The 16,133-nt window shown below is 36.2% G+C and carries 17 protein-coding genes; 14 read left to right on the top strand and 3 right to left on the bottom strand.

Translation table 11 applies throughout. The features are described from left to right. Window positions 1-479 precede the first annotated feature (479 nt). Both mgtA and BAZ10_RS15455 read right to left on the bottom strand, forming a co-directional pair. Complete coding sequence (mgtA, locus tag BAZ10_RS15460) at window positions 480-3,152, bottom strand: magnesium-translocating P-type ATPase (protein WP_078772790.1); 2,673 nt, start codon at window positions 3,150-3,152, stop codon at window positions 480-482. 23 nt (window positions 3,153-3,175) lie between these two features. Then, on the bottom strand, window positions 3,176-3,874 hold the full coding sequence (locus BAZ10_RS15455) for an MgtC/SapB family protein (protein WP_059324854.1): 699 nt from the start codon (window positions 3,872-3,874) through the stop codon (window positions 3,176-3,178). Between the two features lie 246 nt (window positions 3,875-4,120). Here BAZ10_RS15455 and BAZ10_RS15450 point away from each other — a divergent pair, with 246 nt between their 5' ends. The 12 genes from BAZ10_RS15450 to BAZ10_RS15395 all read left to right on the top strand — a co-directional run bounded on the left by BAZ10_RS15450 (window position 4,121) and on the right by BAZ10_RS15395 (window position 14,105). Continuing rightward, complete coding sequence (locus BAZ10_RS15450; protein ID WP_078772851.1) at window positions 4,121-5,005, top strand: tetratricopeptide repeat protein; 885 nt, start codon at window positions 4,121-4,123, stop codon at window positions 5,003-5,005. Between the two features lie 78 nt (window positions 5,006-5,083). Then, window positions 5,084-5,470 carry a DUF488 domain-containing protein gene (locus BAZ10_RS15445; RefSeq protein ID WP_078772789.1) on the top strand — a complete coding sequence of 129 codons (387 nt, stop codon included), beginning with the start codon at window positions 5,084-5,086 and terminating at the stop codon, window positions 5,468-5,470. Continuing rightward, on the top strand, window positions 5,471-6,037 hold the full coding sequence (locus tag BAZ10_RS15440) for a Crp/Fnr family transcriptional regulator (protein WP_078772788.1): 567 nt from the start codon (window positions 5,471-5,473) through the stop codon (window positions 6,035-6,037). It abuts the gene before it with no gap. 853 nt (window positions 6,038-6,890) lie between these two features. Further along, window positions 6,891-7,967: a DUF418 domain-containing protein gene (locus tag BAZ10_RS15435; RefSeq protein ID WP_078772787.1), complete on the top strand. Its 1,077-nt coding sequence runs from the start codon at window positions 6,891-6,893 to the stop codon at window positions 7,965-7,967. A gap of 7 nt (window positions 7,968-7,974) precedes the next feature. Beyond that, window positions 7,975-9,039 carry a serine hydrolase domain-containing protein gene (locus BAZ10_RS15430; protein ID WP_078772786.1) on the top strand — a complete coding sequence of 355 codons (1,065 nt, stop codon included), beginning with the start codon at window positions 7,975-7,977 and terminating at the stop codon, window positions 9,037-9,039. A gap of 16 nt (window positions 9,040-9,055) precedes the next feature. Continuing rightward, the gene (locus BAZ10_RS15425) at window positions 9,056-9,661 is read left to right on the top strand and encodes a GrpB family protein (RefSeq protein WP_078772850.1); all 606 of its coding nucleotides are present in this window, start codon (window positions 9,056-9,058) and stop codon (window positions 9,659-9,661) included. A gap of 28 nt (window positions 9,662-9,689) precedes the next feature. Further along, a complete protein-coding gene (locus BAZ10_RS15420) occupies window positions 9,690-10,607 on the top strand; it encodes a GNAT family N-acetyltransferase (RefSeq protein ID WP_078772785.1) in 918 nt (305 codons plus the stop codon). 55 nt (window positions 10,608-10,662) lie between these two features. Further along, complete coding sequence (locus BAZ10_RS15415) at window positions 10,663-11,385, top strand: class I SAM-dependent methyltransferase (RefSeq protein ID WP_078772784.1); 723 nt, start codon at window positions 10,663-10,665, stop codon at window positions 11,383-11,385. Between the two features lie 7 nt (window positions 11,386-11,392). After that, window positions 11,393-11,782, top strand: a complete 390-nt coding sequence (locus tag BAZ10_RS15410; protein ID WP_078772783.1) for a cytidine deaminase family protein — start codon at window positions 11,393-11,395, stop codon at window positions 11,780-11,782. A gap of 27 nt (window positions 11,783-11,809) precedes the next feature. After that, window positions 11,810-12,391: a GNAT family N-acetyltransferase gene (locus tag BAZ10_RS15405; protein ID WP_245803835.1), complete on the top strand. Its 582-nt coding sequence runs from the start codon at window positions 11,810-11,812 to the stop codon at window positions 12,389-12,391. Between the two features lie 10 nt (window positions 12,392-12,401). Then, window positions 12,402-13,355 carry a helix-turn-helix domain-containing protein gene (locus BAZ10_RS15400; protein WP_078772782.1) on the top strand — a complete coding sequence of 318 codons (954 nt, stop codon included), beginning with the start codon at window positions 12,402-12,404 and terminating at the stop codon, window positions 13,353-13,355. Window positions 13,356-13,373: 18 nt separating this feature from the next. After that, window positions 13,374-14,105 carry a GNAT family N-acetyltransferase gene (locus BAZ10_RS15395; protein ID WP_078772781.1) on the top strand — a complete coding sequence of 244 codons (732 nt, stop codon included), beginning with the start codon at window positions 13,374-13,376 and terminating at the stop codon, window positions 14,103-14,105. Between the two features lie 122 nt (window positions 14,106-14,227). Here the strand turns inward: BAZ10_RS15395 and BAZ10_RS15390 are convergent, their stop codons facing one another. Next, entirely contained in the window at window positions 14,228-14,764 is a 537-nt protein-coding gene (locus BAZ10_RS15390) for an AAA family ATPase (RefSeq protein WP_078772780.1), read from the bottom strand. Window positions 14,765-15,063: 299 nt separating this feature from the next. On the opposite strand from BAZ10_RS15390, the gene BAZ10_RS15385 reads away from it, so the two are divergent. Beyond that, on the top strand, window positions 15,064-15,363 hold the full coding sequence (locus BAZ10_RS15385) for a thioredoxin family protein (RefSeq protein ID WP_078772779.1): 300 nt from the start codon (window positions 15,064-15,066) through the stop codon (window positions 15,361-15,363). A 37-nt stretch (window positions 15,364-15,400) separates the two neighbouring features. After that, window positions 15,401-15,889: a DUF2938 domain-containing protein gene (locus BAZ10_RS15380; protein WP_078772778.1), complete on the top strand. Its 489-nt coding sequence runs from the start codon at window positions 15,401-15,403 to the stop codon at window positions 15,887-15,889. Window positions 15,890-16,133 lie beyond the last annotated feature (244 nt).

The following is a 16,133-nucleotide window of genomic DNA, read 5'->3' as shown; positions in this document are numbered from 1 at the left end:
CTATCCCTTCAGATGTAACTAAGATAGTGTTTTTTTCGCTGTTGCAAAGGTATTTTCATCACTTAGAATACCCCGTTAGAGAATCTTTAGAATACTATTAGAAAACTATTAGAAAAAGGTCATATTTCCAGGTGAAACAAGTGGTTTTATGTATAGGAATTCATCTTACGGGTAATGAAGTCTATTCATTGTCTTTGTTGTTATGTTTATTATGTATTTGGTTTTTATGGTTTTACCAAGTAAAATCATATTGGTGTTAAAAGAAATAAGGCTAGTGGTAAGATGATATAAAAGCAAAAAAACAATCCCCTGTAGTGAAAACTGCAGGGGACTGTCTTAATATGGAAAGTAAATAAATAATTTTAGTTAATTTAATTATATACTCAGGTTTTGATATTTTTATCAAACCACATAGACACATAGAATAGCTCATTAAGATACATCTGTCTGAATTTCAAAAGCTCTATGTACCTGTTATTTTATAACCATTGCTGGAATTTCCGGATAAACCATTGTTTCACAAACTGAGTCAGGATACAGTATCCGGTAAGAATCCCCAGAAGGTAAGGGAAATAGGATAATGGTAGCGGCTGCATTTTTAGATATCCTGCTATAGGAGTAAACGGAATGGAAATCCCAATAAGCATAATCAGACTTGTAAGTGCAACTACAGGAGCTGCTGCCCAACTCTGAATAAAAGGTATTTTTTTAGTTCTGATAATATGTACAATCAGTGTTTGTGATAGTAGACCTTCTACAAACCATCCGGTCTGAAAAAGACTTTGATGTTCCGGAGTATTGGCTTTGAAGATAAAGAACATGACAGCAAAAGTTATATAGTCGAAAATAGAACTTAAAGGACCTATATACAGCATAAATTTCTTGATACTGCCGGCATCCCATTTTTTAGGTTTTTCCAGGAAATCCTTATCCATTGTATCCCATGGAATAGATGACTGAGAGATATCATAGAGCAAATTTTGGGTAAGTATTTGTAACGGAAGCATAGGTAAGAAAGGTAAAAAAGCACTTGCACCGATCATACTAAACATATTACCAAAATTACTACTGGCCGTCATCTTTATGTATTTGATGATATTTCCAAAAGTTCTTCTGCCATAGATAACACCGCTACGCAAGACCATCAGATCCTTTTCCAATAATATAATATCGGCACTTTCTTTAGCGATATCGGCCCCGGTATCTACAGAAATACCTACATCAGCTTCCTTAATGGCTGCGGCATCATTAATGCCGTCTCCCATAAAGCCTACGGTATGCCCTTTCGATTTCAATACTTTTACAATACGTTGTTTTTGCAACGGGCTTACTTTTGCAAAAATTGAATAAAGATCCATATTCTTGCTTAGTTCCTCATCCGAGATATGATCCAGTTCTTCTCCCAGCATTATATTGTTGATAGGAATTCCTACATCGTGGCATATTTTTTTCGCCACAATATCATTGTCTCCGGTAATTACCTTTACCTCTACACCCAATTTATGCAATGCTTTAATACTAGGTTCTGCAGAAGGTTTTGCAGGATCCAGGAATCCTATAAATCCGGTAAGGATAAGATTGTTTTCATCAGCAACGGAGTAGTTTAGCGGGTGATTTCCTTCAAATTCCCGAATGGCAACGAGCAATACACGAAGTCCTTCAGCATTTAATTTCTCAGACATTTTGAGAATTTTTTGCTTCATAGCTTCATCCAGTGGAACAATATTATCATTCTCAATATGAAGGCTGTGGTCGTCTCCGGGATCTAAGGCATACTTACATAGAGAAAGCATTTCCTCTACAGCGCCCTTAGAAATCATAAGGTGCTTGCCTTTAGAAGTATTCAGAACTACGGACATTCTTCTTCTTTCAAAATCAAAAGGAATTTCGTCCACTTTCATGTATAATTCATCGGCTTTCATTAGATTATGTACTTCGGCATGATCCAGAACTGCCTGATCCAAAAGATTTTTTAGACCTGTTTGATGGAAACTGTTGAGGTAAGCCCATTTTAGTACTTCATCATCGTCCATTCCCCGAACGTTGAGGTGAGTTTCCAGCACGATTTTATCCAGTGTAAGTGTTCCGGTTTTATCCGTACATAGGATATCCATTGCACCTATATTCTGAATGGCATTCAGCCTTTTTACAATAACTTTCTTTTTGCTCATGTTTACAGCACCTTTTGCAAGGTTAGCCGTAACAATCATAGGCAGCATTTCCGGAGTCAATCCAACTGCAACCGCAATGGCAAATAACAAAGCCTGCATCCAGTCATCTTTTACAAACCCGTTAATCAGGAATATAACCGGAGTCATAATCAGCATAAACCGGATAAGAAGGAAGCTTACTTTGTTTACGCCTATATCGAAAGATGTTTCAGGTCGTTTTGAAACAAGATTCCGGCTGATACTTCCGAAGTAAGTGAAGATACCAGTATTCGCAACCACCACAGTAGCGGAGCCACTTACCACATTGGTCCCCATAAAACATATATTCTGAAGATTCAGTGGGTTTTGCTCTTTAGCATCCCGTATAGCGAAGGCATTTTTTTCTACAGGAAGAGCCTCACCCGTGAGGATAGATTCACTAATGAAAAGATCTTTGCTTTTCAGTATCCTGCAGTCAGCAGGTACCATATCACCGGCAGAAAGCAAAACAATGTCCCCCGGAACAATATCAGCAATCTCTATCTCCTCGCTATCTTTAAATTTTCGTTTGGTAAGACAGCTTGTTTTTACCATTTTCTTTAATGCCTCTGCGGCTTTGTTACTGCGGAATTCCTGAATAAATCTAAGAATTGTGCTGAACAGCAGCATAATAGCAATAATAATGCAGGTACTAAAGTCTTTCTCTTCGGAAGGGACTAGTATAGCATCGATGAATAACGAAATGATAGCAATACAGGCCAATATATAATTGAATGGATTGAAAAAGGAATGGGCAAATTGCTTTAACCACGAAGGTGCTTTCTGTGTTGCAATTTCATTTTTACCATAGATTTTAACACGGTCTTTTACCGTATTGTCGCTTAGCCCTTCTTCTGAAGTTTCCAGCATAGCATACACCATCTTTTCATTCAGTACAGCTGCTTCTTTAAGCTTTACAAGTGCTGCTGAATTAAGATTTTTGTTTGTGGATCTTTTTAACATTGTCTCAATGCTGTTTTTTAATGTTACAAATCGTTTTCGGTACCTATAATTTCCCAGCTTACCTTAATTACTTTGTCTTCTATAGTAAGTCTGCTGGCTGTTTTTTCCATAAAGCTGTCCTGTGGTACAGAAGCATGAACTTCGGCTGTGATAATTGCATTTTCAGGTGTTCCATTATCATCGCTGGTAAGGGATTTCAGCAGAACCTTATCATTGCCGCCTAAGGACTGCATAAGAAGCACTCGTATATGGTTTTCAACCTCCGTTTTACATTTAATACTAAGCAGGTATTCAGTATAATGGCTTCTGCTGCTGATGTTTTTACTAAGTGTTATTCCTAGTGGACGTAGAATTAAATGAGTGAGGATAATAAATCCGCTGGTAATAGCTGCCTCAAACGGAAGTCCCATTGCGCATAAAGCTCCAACGGAAGCTGAGCACCAGATGGTAGCAGCAGTATTAAGTCCTCTTACGGTAAGTCCGTCTTTCATAATGACTCCACCACCTAAAAAACCAATGCCGCTAACGATATAAGATGCTATTCTGCCGGTAGCATCACCACCTATTCTTATAGAAAGCAGTACAAATGCTGCCGATCCAAGACATACTAATGTATTGGTGCGGAGTCCTGCACTTTTCTGGCGCCATTGTCTTTCGAAACCAATGCTGGCTCCCAAAGCAAATGCAATAAAAAGACGAAGTGTAAATTCTAATGTGTTCATAACCTTTCTGTTTTAGCATCCGGCCGGCTTACAGAAAAGTGAAGCGGCAGAATGCTTAGTTGTTGTAATAATGCGGATCGGTATCCATATCTGTTTTCTTTGCTGCAAAGGTAGGCTGGTGTATTTGGAAAGGCCGTTAGAAAGGTCTTAGAATGTAATTAGAAATCCATTAGAAAATAAAGAATTATGATTTTTCAAAACTTGGTGAAAAATGTATATTTTTATCTGAACTTAAGTAACAAGATTATGAACAGAACATATGTGATATTTTCATTGCTTTTCACTATATTATTTGTTAGTCATATTGATGCTCAGGACAATACTGAACTTCAGAAAATGGCAGATGCTGATCAGAAATCCAGAATGTCCGGAGAGATAAACTGGAAAATTCTGAATAAAGAAGATAGTATGAGAAGGGAGAGGATTTTCCAACTTATAAAGGAAAATAAAGTACAAACAGCAAAAGATTATCTAAATGTAGGAATTGTGTTTCAACATGGGAATGATACAATAGCCTCAAGGATGGCAGTTCAGAGTTTTGATAAAGCCATAAAATTGGATCCAAGCCTTAATAAATGGTGGTATGCAGCGGCAGTTGACAGAGATTTGATGCGTCGGGGAAAACCTCAGATTTATGGTACTCAGTTTATAAGAAACAACACAACAAACGGTAAATGGAAGAGGTACAATCTAGATCCTTCTAAGGTAACCGATGAACAAAGAAAATATTATAAGGTTGAAACAATTAAAGAGCAGGAAGAGAAAGAAAGGCTGATGAACCTGAAATCCGTTGACCAGTATTATACAAAAGAAAATCCTTCTGTAGATAAACTTATATTACTGATTAAAGAAGAGTTTAAGAAAGGAAAAAACACTGAATATAATGTCAATGAAGATGAGATCAATAGTTTTGGTTATAAACTATTGAAAGAGAATAAAGAGAATGAAGCCTTGGAAATATTTAAGCTAAATACTCAATTATACCCTAAAGGATGGAATACCTATGATAGCTATGGAGAACTGCTTTTGAAGATGGGAAAAAAAGAAGAAGCTAAAAAGAGTTATCAAAAATCTCTGAAATTAAATCCTAAGAATGAAAATGCTATAAAAGTCTTAAAAGAACTGAGCTAAGCAGCTCATATTGCTTAAATACTGGTATTACTAAAGAATGCATAATTTTTCATAAATTTAGTCATTGCTTTTACAGTTATGCAGACAATACACCTTAAAAGAGTTTATGAGAAGCCTTCTCCGGAAGATGGTTACAGAGTTCTGGTGGACAGGTTATGGCCGCGTGGAATTTCTAAACCAGAAGTTGATATTGCCGAATGGGACAAGGATTTAGCTCCATCTACAGAGCTTAGAAAATGGTTTCATCATGATCCTACGCTTTGGGCTGAGTTTTCTGCAAAATATAAAGCCGAATTACTGGATAAAAACCCTGGCCTTACATTTCTGAAAAGGTTAGAAAAAGAAGAAGTAATAACCCTGGTGTATGCTGCAAAAGATGAAAAACACTGCCATCCTCTGGTATTGAAAAAATATCTGGACGATATTATTGCAAAAAAAGCGAATCAAAATAAACCACAGCCATAAATGACTGAACATATCGAAAGGATTCAGACACTCGTTGAAAGTTTTGATGAAGAAACAACGAATGTAATGGATCAGTTAACGACAATTAAACACCTGAAGAAAGGTGAGCTTTTGCTGCAGGAAAATGAAATTTGTCGGAAAAGTTACTTTATGGTAAACGGAATTGCCCGAAAGTTTTTTATTCTGGACAATAAAGAAGTTACAACGGAATTCTTTTTTGAAGAAGATATTGCTGTATCATTTGAGAGCCTTGTGAATCAGAAACCAAGCAAAGAAGTTATAGAATGCCTGACAGACGTTACTGTTGAGGCAGTTGATTATAATGCTTTTTATCAGATCAGGGGACAATACCCACAGCTGATGGAATATGTAATTCTCGTCACCGAATTATATGCTATCTGGCTGGAAGACCGTATTTTCGATTTTCATGCACGCAGTGCAACAGACCGCTATCTCAATCTGTTGAAGAAATCCCCGGAATATATTCACCATATCAAACTCACCCATATATCATCTTATTTGGGTATTTCTCTGGAAACCCTTAGCCGAATCAGAGCGAAAATATAATCAAAAATAATAGCAGCACTAGACCCAAACTCTAGTGTTACTATCATAGCTTCTGCGGTTATCAATACTGCATATAAAACCACATAGAAACATAAGGATATACCTTATTAGAGGTTATAAAGCTATGTCTCTATGTAGTTGAAAAAATATTTCTTTTAGGCTACAAATACGGTATATAAAACCACATAGAAACATAGGGATATACCTTATTAGAGCTTCTAAAGCTATGTCTCTATGTGGTAAAAAAAGTTTCTTCTGCGGTTATCAATACTGTATATAAAACCACATAGAAACATAGGGAAATACCTTATTAGAGGTTATAAAGCTATGTATATATGTAGTTGAAAAAATATTTCTTTTGGGCTATAAATACGGTATGTAAAACCACATAGAAACATAGGGATATACCTTATTAGAACTTCTAAAGCTATGTCTCTATGTGGTTAAAAAAGATTGTTTTTTGAACTTTTACCGGATCCGATATGTTATTCTTTTGTTTTTTTTGTGGTTATGAATTATAGCCGCATATATCGAAGCTTCTAAAGCTATGTCTCTATGTGGTAAAAAAGGTTTCTTTTGTGGTTATCAATACTGCATACAAAACCACATAGAAACATAGGATTAATTCTATAAAAGAGTTGATACATAGGAAAATAAATTTTCACACATCAGCTATGTATTCTATGTTAGTATCGAAGATACCTTCATCATAGATTAGCAGGTTATGTCTCTATGTGTTAAAAAAAGTTTCTTTTGTGGTTATAAATTAAATCTTATAATTCCTGGATTTTTTGACATTTGTCAAAGGCTGGTTGGATGGTAATCGTGATTTTTGCTGCGGAATATATGCAACATGAAGAAAAGGATTATCGGATTTGATCTGGCCAGGGCTTATGCTATTTTTGGGATGTTTATTGTAAACTTTAATATTGTCTTTGGGAAAGAAGATAATAGTTTCATGAGTAAGTTCCTGACCCTGTTTAGCGGACATTCCAGTACAGTCTTCGTTATGTTGGCGGGTATGGGTGTGGCACTGATGACAAACCGGATTTCAGAATACACCGAAGAAGACAGAAAAAGATTAAGAACAACAATTCTGAAGCGTGCAGCATTCCTATTTGTTTTTGGAGTACTTTTTTATCTGTGGTGGCCTGCAGATATCCTGCATTTGTATGGTGGGTATATGAGTATAGGTGCTTTGCTGGTGTTCATGGATAAAAAGTACTACCTAATAGCTGCTGGTATTACTGTGGCGGTCTTTCATATTCTGTTACTATTTATCCCTTATGAGACAGGGTGGGATTTTCAGAATTTACAATATCTGGATTTCTGGACAGTAGAAGGTTTTCTCCGGAATACATTCTACAATGGATGGAATCCTATATTTCCATGGTTTGCGTATTTCGCTGTAGGTTTATATTTAGGAAGACAGGACTGGACGCAAAAACAGACCCAACGTAAAATGTTTTTAATAGGACTTGTGTTATTCATTTTTATTGAGATGATTCGTTTTGCAAGCCCTTATCTTAATCTTAGTCCAAAGGTTATGGAATTTATCCATTCAGATTATATTCCACCGTTTTTACCTTTTGTAATCAATACTCTAAGCTTTGGAATGATGCTTATTGCAGCTTTCATGTATGTAAGCCTGTATATTTCGGATAAACAGTGGGCGATAGATCTGGCTAAAACAGGGCAGATGACACTTACACATTATGTATCTCATCTTACGATTGGTCTTGTGATACTGGCACTTTTACGAGGCGATTATTATTCGGGAGAATTAGGAGGACAGCCGCCTTTACAGCCCGTTTATATTTTATTATTCTCTGTAGGTTACTTTATTATTAGTATTTATTTCAGCATCTTTTGGAGCAAGAAGTTTAAACAGGGGCCTTTGGAAATGTTGATGCGAAAAATTTCAAACTAAAAAATTAATGAAGAACGTATTTGATATACTTGAAAATTATATAAAAAAAATAAAATTTAATGGAAATATAATGATTGCCGAACGACGTAAGGTACTATATACAGGGTCGTTCGGCAATACTTATCATCCGGAAGAAAAACGAGAACTGAGCAGAGCCTCAGTTTTTGAGCTTGCGTCTGTTTCCAAACCATTTACAGCTTTTGCCATGTTAAAGGTTTTGGATATATATCATCTGTCTCTGCATACCGACGTAAAGTATTTTCTTCCGGATTTTCCCTATGAAGGAATTTCCGTTTTTCAATTACTCAATCATACTTCAGGATTGCCTGATTATATAGAATTGTTTGAAGAGTTTTGGGATAAAACGATTATTGCAGATAATAGTGACGTAGTAGGGCTATTAACAGCTCTTCGCCCTAAAGTTTATTTTAATCCTGGTGAACAATGGGATTATTGTAATACGGGTTATGTAATACTGGCTGTAATTCTGGAAAAAATAACAGGCTTTACTTTCTCCGAAGTACTTCAGAAATATATTTTCAGACCATTGGACATGAACAATACCATGGTATATAACAGACGGAAAAATCCGCAGTTAATTCCTGATTATGCGTTTGGTGTTTTAAGTGATCCGGAGACTGGAAAATTAAAGTTGCCGGATGAAATAAAAGGAGAAGAGTATGTTTATTATCTGGACGGTATACAGGGTGATGGAACAGTTAACTCTACATTGGATGATCTGTTGATATGGAATAATGCGATACTGGAACAGTATTTAGTAGATGAGAAATATCTGGATCTGATGTTTGAACCTACAGTAAATAATGATGAACAAGTATTTTCATATGGATTAGGGTGGGAGCTTGATGAAAAAAAGAATGATGAAAAGCAGGTATACCATACAGGTGGCTGGCCTGGGTATTTTACCTATAATTCTTTATATTTGAATAGCGGAATATCCGTCATTCTGCTCTGTAATAAGCCTGATACCGAAGATATCGAAAAGGAAATACTTCAGAAGTTAGAAGATGCTGTTTTCGGCAGAAAAAGACCCCGAACATTATATTCATAAATACTACTTTCCAATCATGCAGCTCACCATAGAAAAATATAATCCTGACTGGAAAAAACAGTTTGAAGAACTGAGACAGGAACTAGAAGAATTAACATCTACATTACATACAGATATTCAGCATATAGGAAGTACATCCGTAGAGGGACTTTCTGCAAAGCCTGTTATCGATATTATGATAGGTGTTAATTCTGAAGATGATTTAGATAAAATTCCGATTTTATTAGCCGGGAATCAGTATGTGTATTATGAAAAATACAATGAAGATATGCCTTACCGAAGATTTTTTGTAAAGCTAAAAGCCAAACCTTCCGAATGGTCTTTTCCTGAACAGATTAATAAAGGAGATGAAATTCCGGAGAAGCTTCACGATCATGATTTAAGAATGGCCCATATACATGTAATACCTGTGGGTTCGGAACATTGGCTGCGTCATATCGCTTTTCGGGATTACCTTCGGACACATCCTGTTGTACTGACCGAATATCAGAAGCTAAAAGAGGAAATTGGGAAAAAAAAGTGGAAGGATGGGAATGAATATAATGACGCTAAAAATGATTTTATACAAGATGAAGAACAAAAAGCAATTCGCTGGTATAAAGACAATAAGAGCAGAATTTAAACCTTGATGAGGCTTTAAAACGTAAAAAATGCATTTAGAAAAAGTAAATATACACGAACATAGTTATACCCTCGCTATTGCTTATCAAAATGATGAGAAATTAAGAGAAGAGCTGAACAGGCTTACACAGCAGGTTTGGGAATTCACCTTTGAGAACTTTTATCAGAGTGGTTTTTGGGATGATAACTGTATTGTGTATTCCCTGTTCGAAGGAGAGAGAATAGTATCTCATGTTACGGCAAGTCTTTTTGATACTGAGATTGAGGGTGAGAAAAAGAAATTATTGCAGTTTGGGACCGTAATGACAGATCCTGAATATCAGAATAAAGGACTAAGTCGTTTTCTGATGGAACGGGTTCTGGCAGATTTTAAACAAAAAACGGATGGGATGCTGCTGTTTGCCAATGACAGTGTATTGGACTTTTATCCGAAATTCGGATTCAGACCGGTAGCAGAATATCAGGCTTTTAAAAATATAACAAATAAAGATTTTTCTACGTCTGTCGGGATACGAAAACTAAACCTGGACAATCGAGAGGATCTGGATTTATTCACAAATTTGGTAGAAAGTAATCTGGCTAATACGGCTTTACCAGTCCAAAGTAAAGGCATATCAATGTTTTATTGTTATGCTTACCCCGACTTTGGGCATAAAGATACTATATGCTACATTGAAGAATTAGAAGCTATTGTAGTGGCTAATGTGAAGGAAAAAGCTTTGGAAATTACAGAAGTTTTTAGCAAAAATATGGTCGATCTACAGCAGATTGTTGCTGCCTTTATCCATGAGGAGTTTACTTCTGTACGATTGGGTTTTACACCATTAGAGGAAGGTTTTGAGTATGAGTTGCTGACAGAGGAAGATACGGTGTTGTATGTGTCTGAAGAGTTATATCGTATGTTCGAAGAACAAAAACTAGTTGTTCCTTTTTTATCACATACATAGTTTCGGAAATAAATGACAGACTAAACGGAATACAGAATTTAAGAAGTAAGAGAAGATGAAGCAAAATATTTATGATAACCCTGAGTTTTTTGAGGCCTATAAAGACCTTAGGGATAAGGATAAAGGTTTGAACGAATTGTTGGAGCAACCCGTTATGAAGAGGCTTATGTATAATGCAAACGGGAAAAGTATTTTGGATATTGGGTGTGGATTCGGACATCAGATTCAGGCTGTACTGGAGCAGAATCCGATTGCTATTACCGGTATTGATATTTCTGAAAAAATGATAGCTGAAGCCAAAAGAAGGCTGAATGATTCCAGAGTATCTTTACAATGTACTGCGATTGAAGATTATACAATAGAACCTAAAAATTTTGATATTGTCATCAGTTCTATGGCATTGCATTATATTGAAGATATAAAACCATTACTTCATAAAATTTATGAAGGACTGAATAATAAAGGACAGTTCCTTTTTTCGGTAGAACATCCGGTTTGCACAGCTTCACAAAATGGTTGGAAAGAGGTTAATGGCAGTCCGTCGTGGCTTCTGAACCAATATGGTAAAGAGGGAATAAGAAAGCAGAATTGGTTTGTAGATGGAGTTATTAAATACCACAGAAAACTAAGTACACTTGTACATGAATTATCAAAAGCAGGATTCTGTATCAAAAATATAGAGGAACCAACTCCTGACGAAGCACTTCTTATATCAAGACCTGATTTCAGACTACATGTGGAACGTCCGCCAATTGTAATTTTTAACTGTATAAAATAATAACATTATGGATTTAAAAAAAATAGCACATCAATATGCCAAATCCAGAGTTCTGAATGATTTTATAGAATACGGCGGAGTTGCTGCAGCTATAAAAACAGTTGCCGGAAATGTTTATACCGGTATTAGTATAGATACAGCATGCTCTATGGGATTTTGTGCAGAACATAGTGCTGTTGCAGAAATGCTGAAAAACGGAGAATCTGTTATTCAGGCTGTAGTAGCTGTGGATAACGATGGAAATGCAGTTCCACCATGTGGACGATGCAGAGAACTGATGAGCCAGCTCTCTAAACAAAACCTTGAAGCTGTTGTAGAAGTAAAAAACGGAATATATAAAAGTCTTGGCGAAATACTGCCGTATGACTGGAAAGAAGATTTAGAAAGAGAATGGTAGTGACTACCAGAAGATTAATAGAGATAAATGAAAAGAAAAATGCAGGTAACCAGAGAAATTAGCTTTACAGAATTTAGTGATATATACAACCGATATCTTGTGGAGGATTTTCCTGAAGATGAGATAAAACCACTGTATGTAATAGAAAACGCATTTGCTGCTAATAAATATACTGCTTACGCACTGGAAGAAGATTCTAAAGTGAAAGCCTATGCCTCTTTTATGTGGAAGGAGAAAGATTTGCTGTTATTGGATTATTTTGCAGTAACGCAGGAAGCTGGTCGTGGAGGCGGGATTGGCTCTATATTCCTTCAGAAATTGGCTCAAAGTATAAAGGCTAAAGGTTTTATTATAGAATGTGAGGCGCCGGAAAAAGCAATAAATGAAGAAGAGCGGTTGATAAGAGAAAAAAGAATTGCTTTTTATGAAAGGAACGGCGTGGAAATGACAGCTGTGACAGCAGAAGTAGTAGGAGTAGATTTCCGCCTTTTGTACATGCCCATTGAGGCTGGCGTAGAGAGCATAGATATGGAAAAAGATTTTCTTAGTATTTATCATAACCTGGACCCAAAAGAGTTCTACCGCAAGTTTGTAAAAATCATCTCCTAAAAATATAAAAATGTCTAGATCTTCCGATATTAAAGAAATTAGTAATCCACAGGAATTCAAAGAATTTTATTTGAACGATGCTCATCATTCATTCTGCGAGGAGTGTATTACAATAGAGTATATATATGGGAATGGTTTTTTGGAAGTCATAGCACTGGAAGAACTGAAGAAGATACAGAAGAAGACATTCGGAGACCGGACAAGAAGAAAGTTCTATAGTATTATACTGCTTACAGAAGGAGAGACGGAAGAAACAATCGGGCACAAAAAATACCATTTTGGACCGGGATCTATGTACTTTATTTCTGAAAACCAACTTTATTCTACAGAAAAATGGGATGAAAATATAAAAGGTATACTGTGTATGTTCGATGTAGATTATTTTCTGTTATGTATTAAGCATCAGATCAAGTTAAATCAGTTTCCTTTTTTTCAGACAGATCAGAAGCCGTTTATTAAGCTTTCGGAGCGCGAGACCCTGATGATGGAACATCTTTTCTGGAAACTGAATAGTGAGATGTGCCAGAAATCTACATTCAACGATGACCTTCTGGTAAGGATGTTTCTGAATGTTATTTTATTGGAAGCAGAAAGGATACACCGTAAAACATCTGCCGAGGAGACTTTTAGTCTTTCCAGACAGGAGCAACTGGTAGCTCAGTTTCAGTTATTTGTAAATCAGTATTTTCTGGATAAAAAACAAGTAAATGAATATGCAGAGCTATTGCATGTCCACCCCAACTATCTTAATGATGTGGTAAAGGAAATTACAGGCTTTCCGGCAAGTTATTTTATACAGAAACAGCTTATTCAGGAGGCCAAATCACGTCTGGTGCAAACCAGTGATACAGTATCCATGATTGCAACGGAACTTCAGTTTGCAGATGATTCTTATTTCGGACGATTTTTTAAGAAACAAACCGGACTTACTCCGTTACAGTACAGAAAAAGACACAAACACTAAATATCTAAAAAACAAAGAATGAATAATTTTTCAAAGCAGGTTACTGACTTCTGGAATGAGGAAATGAACGGAGATCTTTGGTATGAAGACGATAGTTTTACACTTATGATTAATGAAGATCTGGAAGAAGACGGCCAGATTATGTTGCTGGAAAGTGCAGACAAGCAGCGTGTAAATGCTGTTATAACATCTGCTATCATGAAACGTATAGGCCTGATGGTAAACGATTCCTTATCCGAATCTGTATTCCTTCAGCTGCTAAAAGATGCGGGAATATCTCTGCACGGAGCCGATTACATCTACTATTATCAGGAAGAAAATAAAAAGAAACTATTAGAAACAGCAAGTATTGAGACCATTCGTCTGCTAAATGCTTCGGATGCCGAGGCTTTTGAATATTTTGTTTCGTTAGCCTCAGAACAAGATCTTGATGATGCTTATGTGGAACTGGATCATTGGGTTGTATTTGGCTCTTTCGAAGATGGAAAATTGGTAAGCGCTGCCAGTATGTATCCGTGGGGAGATGATGTGAAAATTGCAGATCTGGGAGTACTTACACTGCCTGATTACAGAGGAAAAGGACATGCCAGAAACCTGGTGCACACGATTTGTAAATATACACTTCGACAAGGTTATGAACCTCAGTATCGTTGTCAGATAGATAATCATGCTTCTGTAGCACTCGCAGCTGCATCAGGGCTTACATTATATGGAAAATGGGATCTTATCGCTTCAGATTGTATTATCTAATACAAGAAAAATGAAAATATTAAACGATTGTATACAAGTATATAAAGAACAGCTCAAGAAAAAAGATATTCAGAAAGCTTATTATGGTGTGATATAAAAGAGCTTCAACAACTGGATATTGTTTAAAGATTATTAAGGATAAATTTCTTTCTGTTTATCACAGTATCAAAAGGAACATTGATGATGTTGTATCCATATCGGGTGTAGACGTCTTTCATTATTTCGTAAGTGTCTACAGCCTCCTGCCAGCTTTGTTTGCGTTCGGTATCCGTTTCGTAGATGTCTTTCCATGGTGGAAGCAAGAATACATTTGTATGATAAGGATTAGCACGTATAATTAGCTCCGCTTCCGAAGTAACCGGAATGTTTTCCAATTCCATATAGCCAATAGTATCTGGTATTCCTCTGTCAAAAAATACTAAGGAGCCTGCTGATTCTTGAAGCATTTTATAGTAAGTTTCTAATGAAGCTTCCAGCATTAATGTTGCGAAAATAGATTTATCTTTCCAGGGGAGACCTTCACCTGCAGATTCAATCTGTTCTTTTATAATTCTACGGCCTTCTTCCGGAACAGTAAGATATCCGCTGTTGTTTAACTCATTGATAAGGGACGTTTTACCGGAGCCAGGGCCACCGGTAATCACATGAAAATTATTCATTGCTGATGAATTTAAATTGTTTTTTAATATGTAATTAATGATTGTAAAGGAAGATTGTCCGGACAGAGATAAAAGAAATACCTAATATGCCGGGAAGAAAGAAGCGAATAGCTTATCGAAGTAAAGACCAAATATACAATTTTATATTTTCCTGTGTCTTAAAAGCTTGTTGATAATATAATAATCGGTGCTTTTGTATTCAGCTAGTGTAATCTGTGATTTGTACCATTTCTCCTCCGATTTGTAACAGGATTGTGCCTTAGGTCCAACCTAATTTTGTAGGACTAAATTTTAAAACAATGAACAATACAGACAACAAAATTCAGGAAATTGATTCACTGACTTTATTACAGTTCTATGCGGAATGGTGTTATCCATGCAAAATGATGATGCCGGTTGTTAATACGCTGAAAGATAAATTGGAAGATTGGTTAAATGTACATCAGGTAGATGTGGACGAGGCTCAGGATATGGCAATACAGTACAGAGTTCGTGCAGTACCAACGTTTGTCGTACTGAAAAATAATCAGGAGCTATGGCGTAGCTCCGGAGTGCTTTCAGAAGAACAATTAGAAGAGCAGCTAATAGCATTACGCTAAAAAGCAATTTGAGATTCGTCTATTTAATTAAGAAACTATGCAATTGATATTTTATGCTATTTTAGTAGGAGCAGGAGCAACCATTTTTATGGACGTATATGCCGTTATTGTTAAGAAATTGTTTAATATACCTTCTTTGGACTATCGTCTGGTAGGCAGATGGATTGGGAACTTTAAAAACGGAATATTCTCACACCAGAATATTATGCAGACAAAACCGATACCACATGAAAAACTCATTGGCTGGATGGCGCATTATGGAATAGGGATAGGATTTGCATTTGTTTTGTTACTTATCTGGGGTGTAAATTGGTTAGAGCATCCTTCGCTTTTCCCGGCTATACTTATTGGTATTAGTACAACATTAGCTCCTTTTTTTATGATGCAACCAGCCTTTGGATTTGGTATCGCGGCATCCAAAATGCCTGATCCGCGTATTGCAAGAATAAGAAGCTTGTGGATACACTTTATATACGGTATAGGTTTATATGTTTCTGCTTTACTGATTAGTATTTTGATAAAATGAGAAAATAACAGTCAAAGCCTTAAAAAGCAGATGTTTCCTGACTTAAAATCCATAGGATTTCGTATCTTTGATTACTTTCAGCAGTGAGTCGGAATATGTTAACTTAAATAGGTTATGAAAAGTACGGCAATGCTATTAAATCAATTATATTCAACCGAAAGATTACATGACAATTTCTGGATTATAAATTCCCGGAAGCATTGATTGTTTTGATATAGACTATCTTAATTCAGGTTGTTGTATT

Origin of the sequence: Elizabethkingia occulta (genome assembly GCF_002023715.1) — a bacterium.
Taxonomy (GTDB): domain Bacteria; phylum Bacteroidota; class Bacteroidia; order Flavobacteriales; family Weeksellaceae; genus Elizabethkingia; species Elizabethkingia occulta.
This window is presented reverse-complemented; position numbering and strand designations above follow the sequence as displayed.

What these genes read in the sequence shown, in the direction of transcription:
- BAZ10_RS15415 (WP_078772784.1), top strand. Translation starts at nt 10,663, where the DNA reads ATGAAGCAAAATATTTATGATAACCCTGAGTTTTTTGAGGCCTATAAA.
- BAZ10_RS15400 (WP_078772782.1), top strand. Translation starts at nt 12,402, where the DNA reads ATGTCTAGATCTTCCGATATTAAAGAAATTAGTAATCCACAGGAATTC.
- BAZ10_RS15380 (WP_078772778.1), top strand. Translation starts at nt 15,401, where the DNA reads ATGCAATTGATATTTTATGCTATTTTAGTAGGAGCAGGAGCAACCATT.
- BAZ10_RS15405 (WP_245803835.1), top strand. Translation starts at nt 11,810, where the DNA reads ATGAAAAGAAAAATGCAGGTAACCAGAGAAATTAGCTTTACAGAATTT.
- BAZ10_RS15425 (WP_078772850.1), top strand. Translation starts at nt 9,056, where the DNA reads ATGCAGCTCACCATAGAAAAATATAATCCTGACTGGAAAAAACAGTTT.
- BAZ10_RS15395 (WP_078772781.1), top strand. Translation starts at nt 13,374, where the DNA reads ATGAATAATTTTTCAAAGCAGGTTACTGACTTCTGGAATGAGGAAATG.
- BAZ10_RS15445 (WP_078772789.1), top strand. Translation starts at nt 5,084, where the DNA reads ATGCAGACAATACACCTTAAAAGAGTTTATGAGAAGCCTTCTCCGGAA.
- BAZ10_RS15440 (WP_078772788.1), top strand. Translation starts at nt 5,471, where the DNA reads ATGACTGAACATATCGAAAGGATTCAGACACTCGTTGAAAGTTTTGAT.
- mgtA (WP_078772790.1), bottom strand. Translation starts at nt 3,152, where the DNA reads ATGTTAAAAAGATCCACAAACAAAAATCTTAATTCAGCAGCACTTGTA.
- BAZ10_RS15455 (WP_059324854.1), bottom strand. Translation starts at nt 3,874, where the DNA reads ATGAACACATTAGAATTTACACTTCGTCTTTTTATTGCATTTGCTTTG.
- BAZ10_RS15390 (WP_078772780.1), bottom strand. Translation starts at nt 14,764, where the DNA reads ATGAATAATTTTCATGTGATTACCGGTGGCCCTGGCTCCGGTAAAACG.
- BAZ10_RS15435 (WP_078772787.1), top strand. Translation starts at nt 6,891, where the DNA reads ATGAAGAAAAGGATTATCGGATTTGATCTGGCCAGGGCTTATGCTATT.
- BAZ10_RS15385 (WP_078772779.1), top strand. Translation starts at nt 15,064, where the DNA reads ATGAACAATACAGACAACAAAATTCAGGAAATTGATTCACTGACTTTA.
- BAZ10_RS15420 (WP_078772785.1), top strand. Translation starts at nt 9,690, where the DNA reads ATGCATTTAGAAAAAGTAAATATACACGAACATAGTTATACCCTCGCT.
- BAZ10_RS15450 (WP_078772851.1), top strand. Translation starts at nt 4,121, where the DNA reads ATGAACAGAACATATGTGATATTTTCATTGCTTTTCACTATATTATTT.
- BAZ10_RS15410 (WP_078772783.1), top strand. Translation starts at nt 11,393, where the DNA reads ATGGATTTAAAAAAAATAGCACATCAATATGCCAAATCCAGAGTTCTG.
- BAZ10_RS15430 (WP_078772786.1), top strand. Translation starts at nt 7,975, where the DNA reads ATGAAGAACGTATTTGATATACTTGAAAATTATATAAAAAAAATAAAA.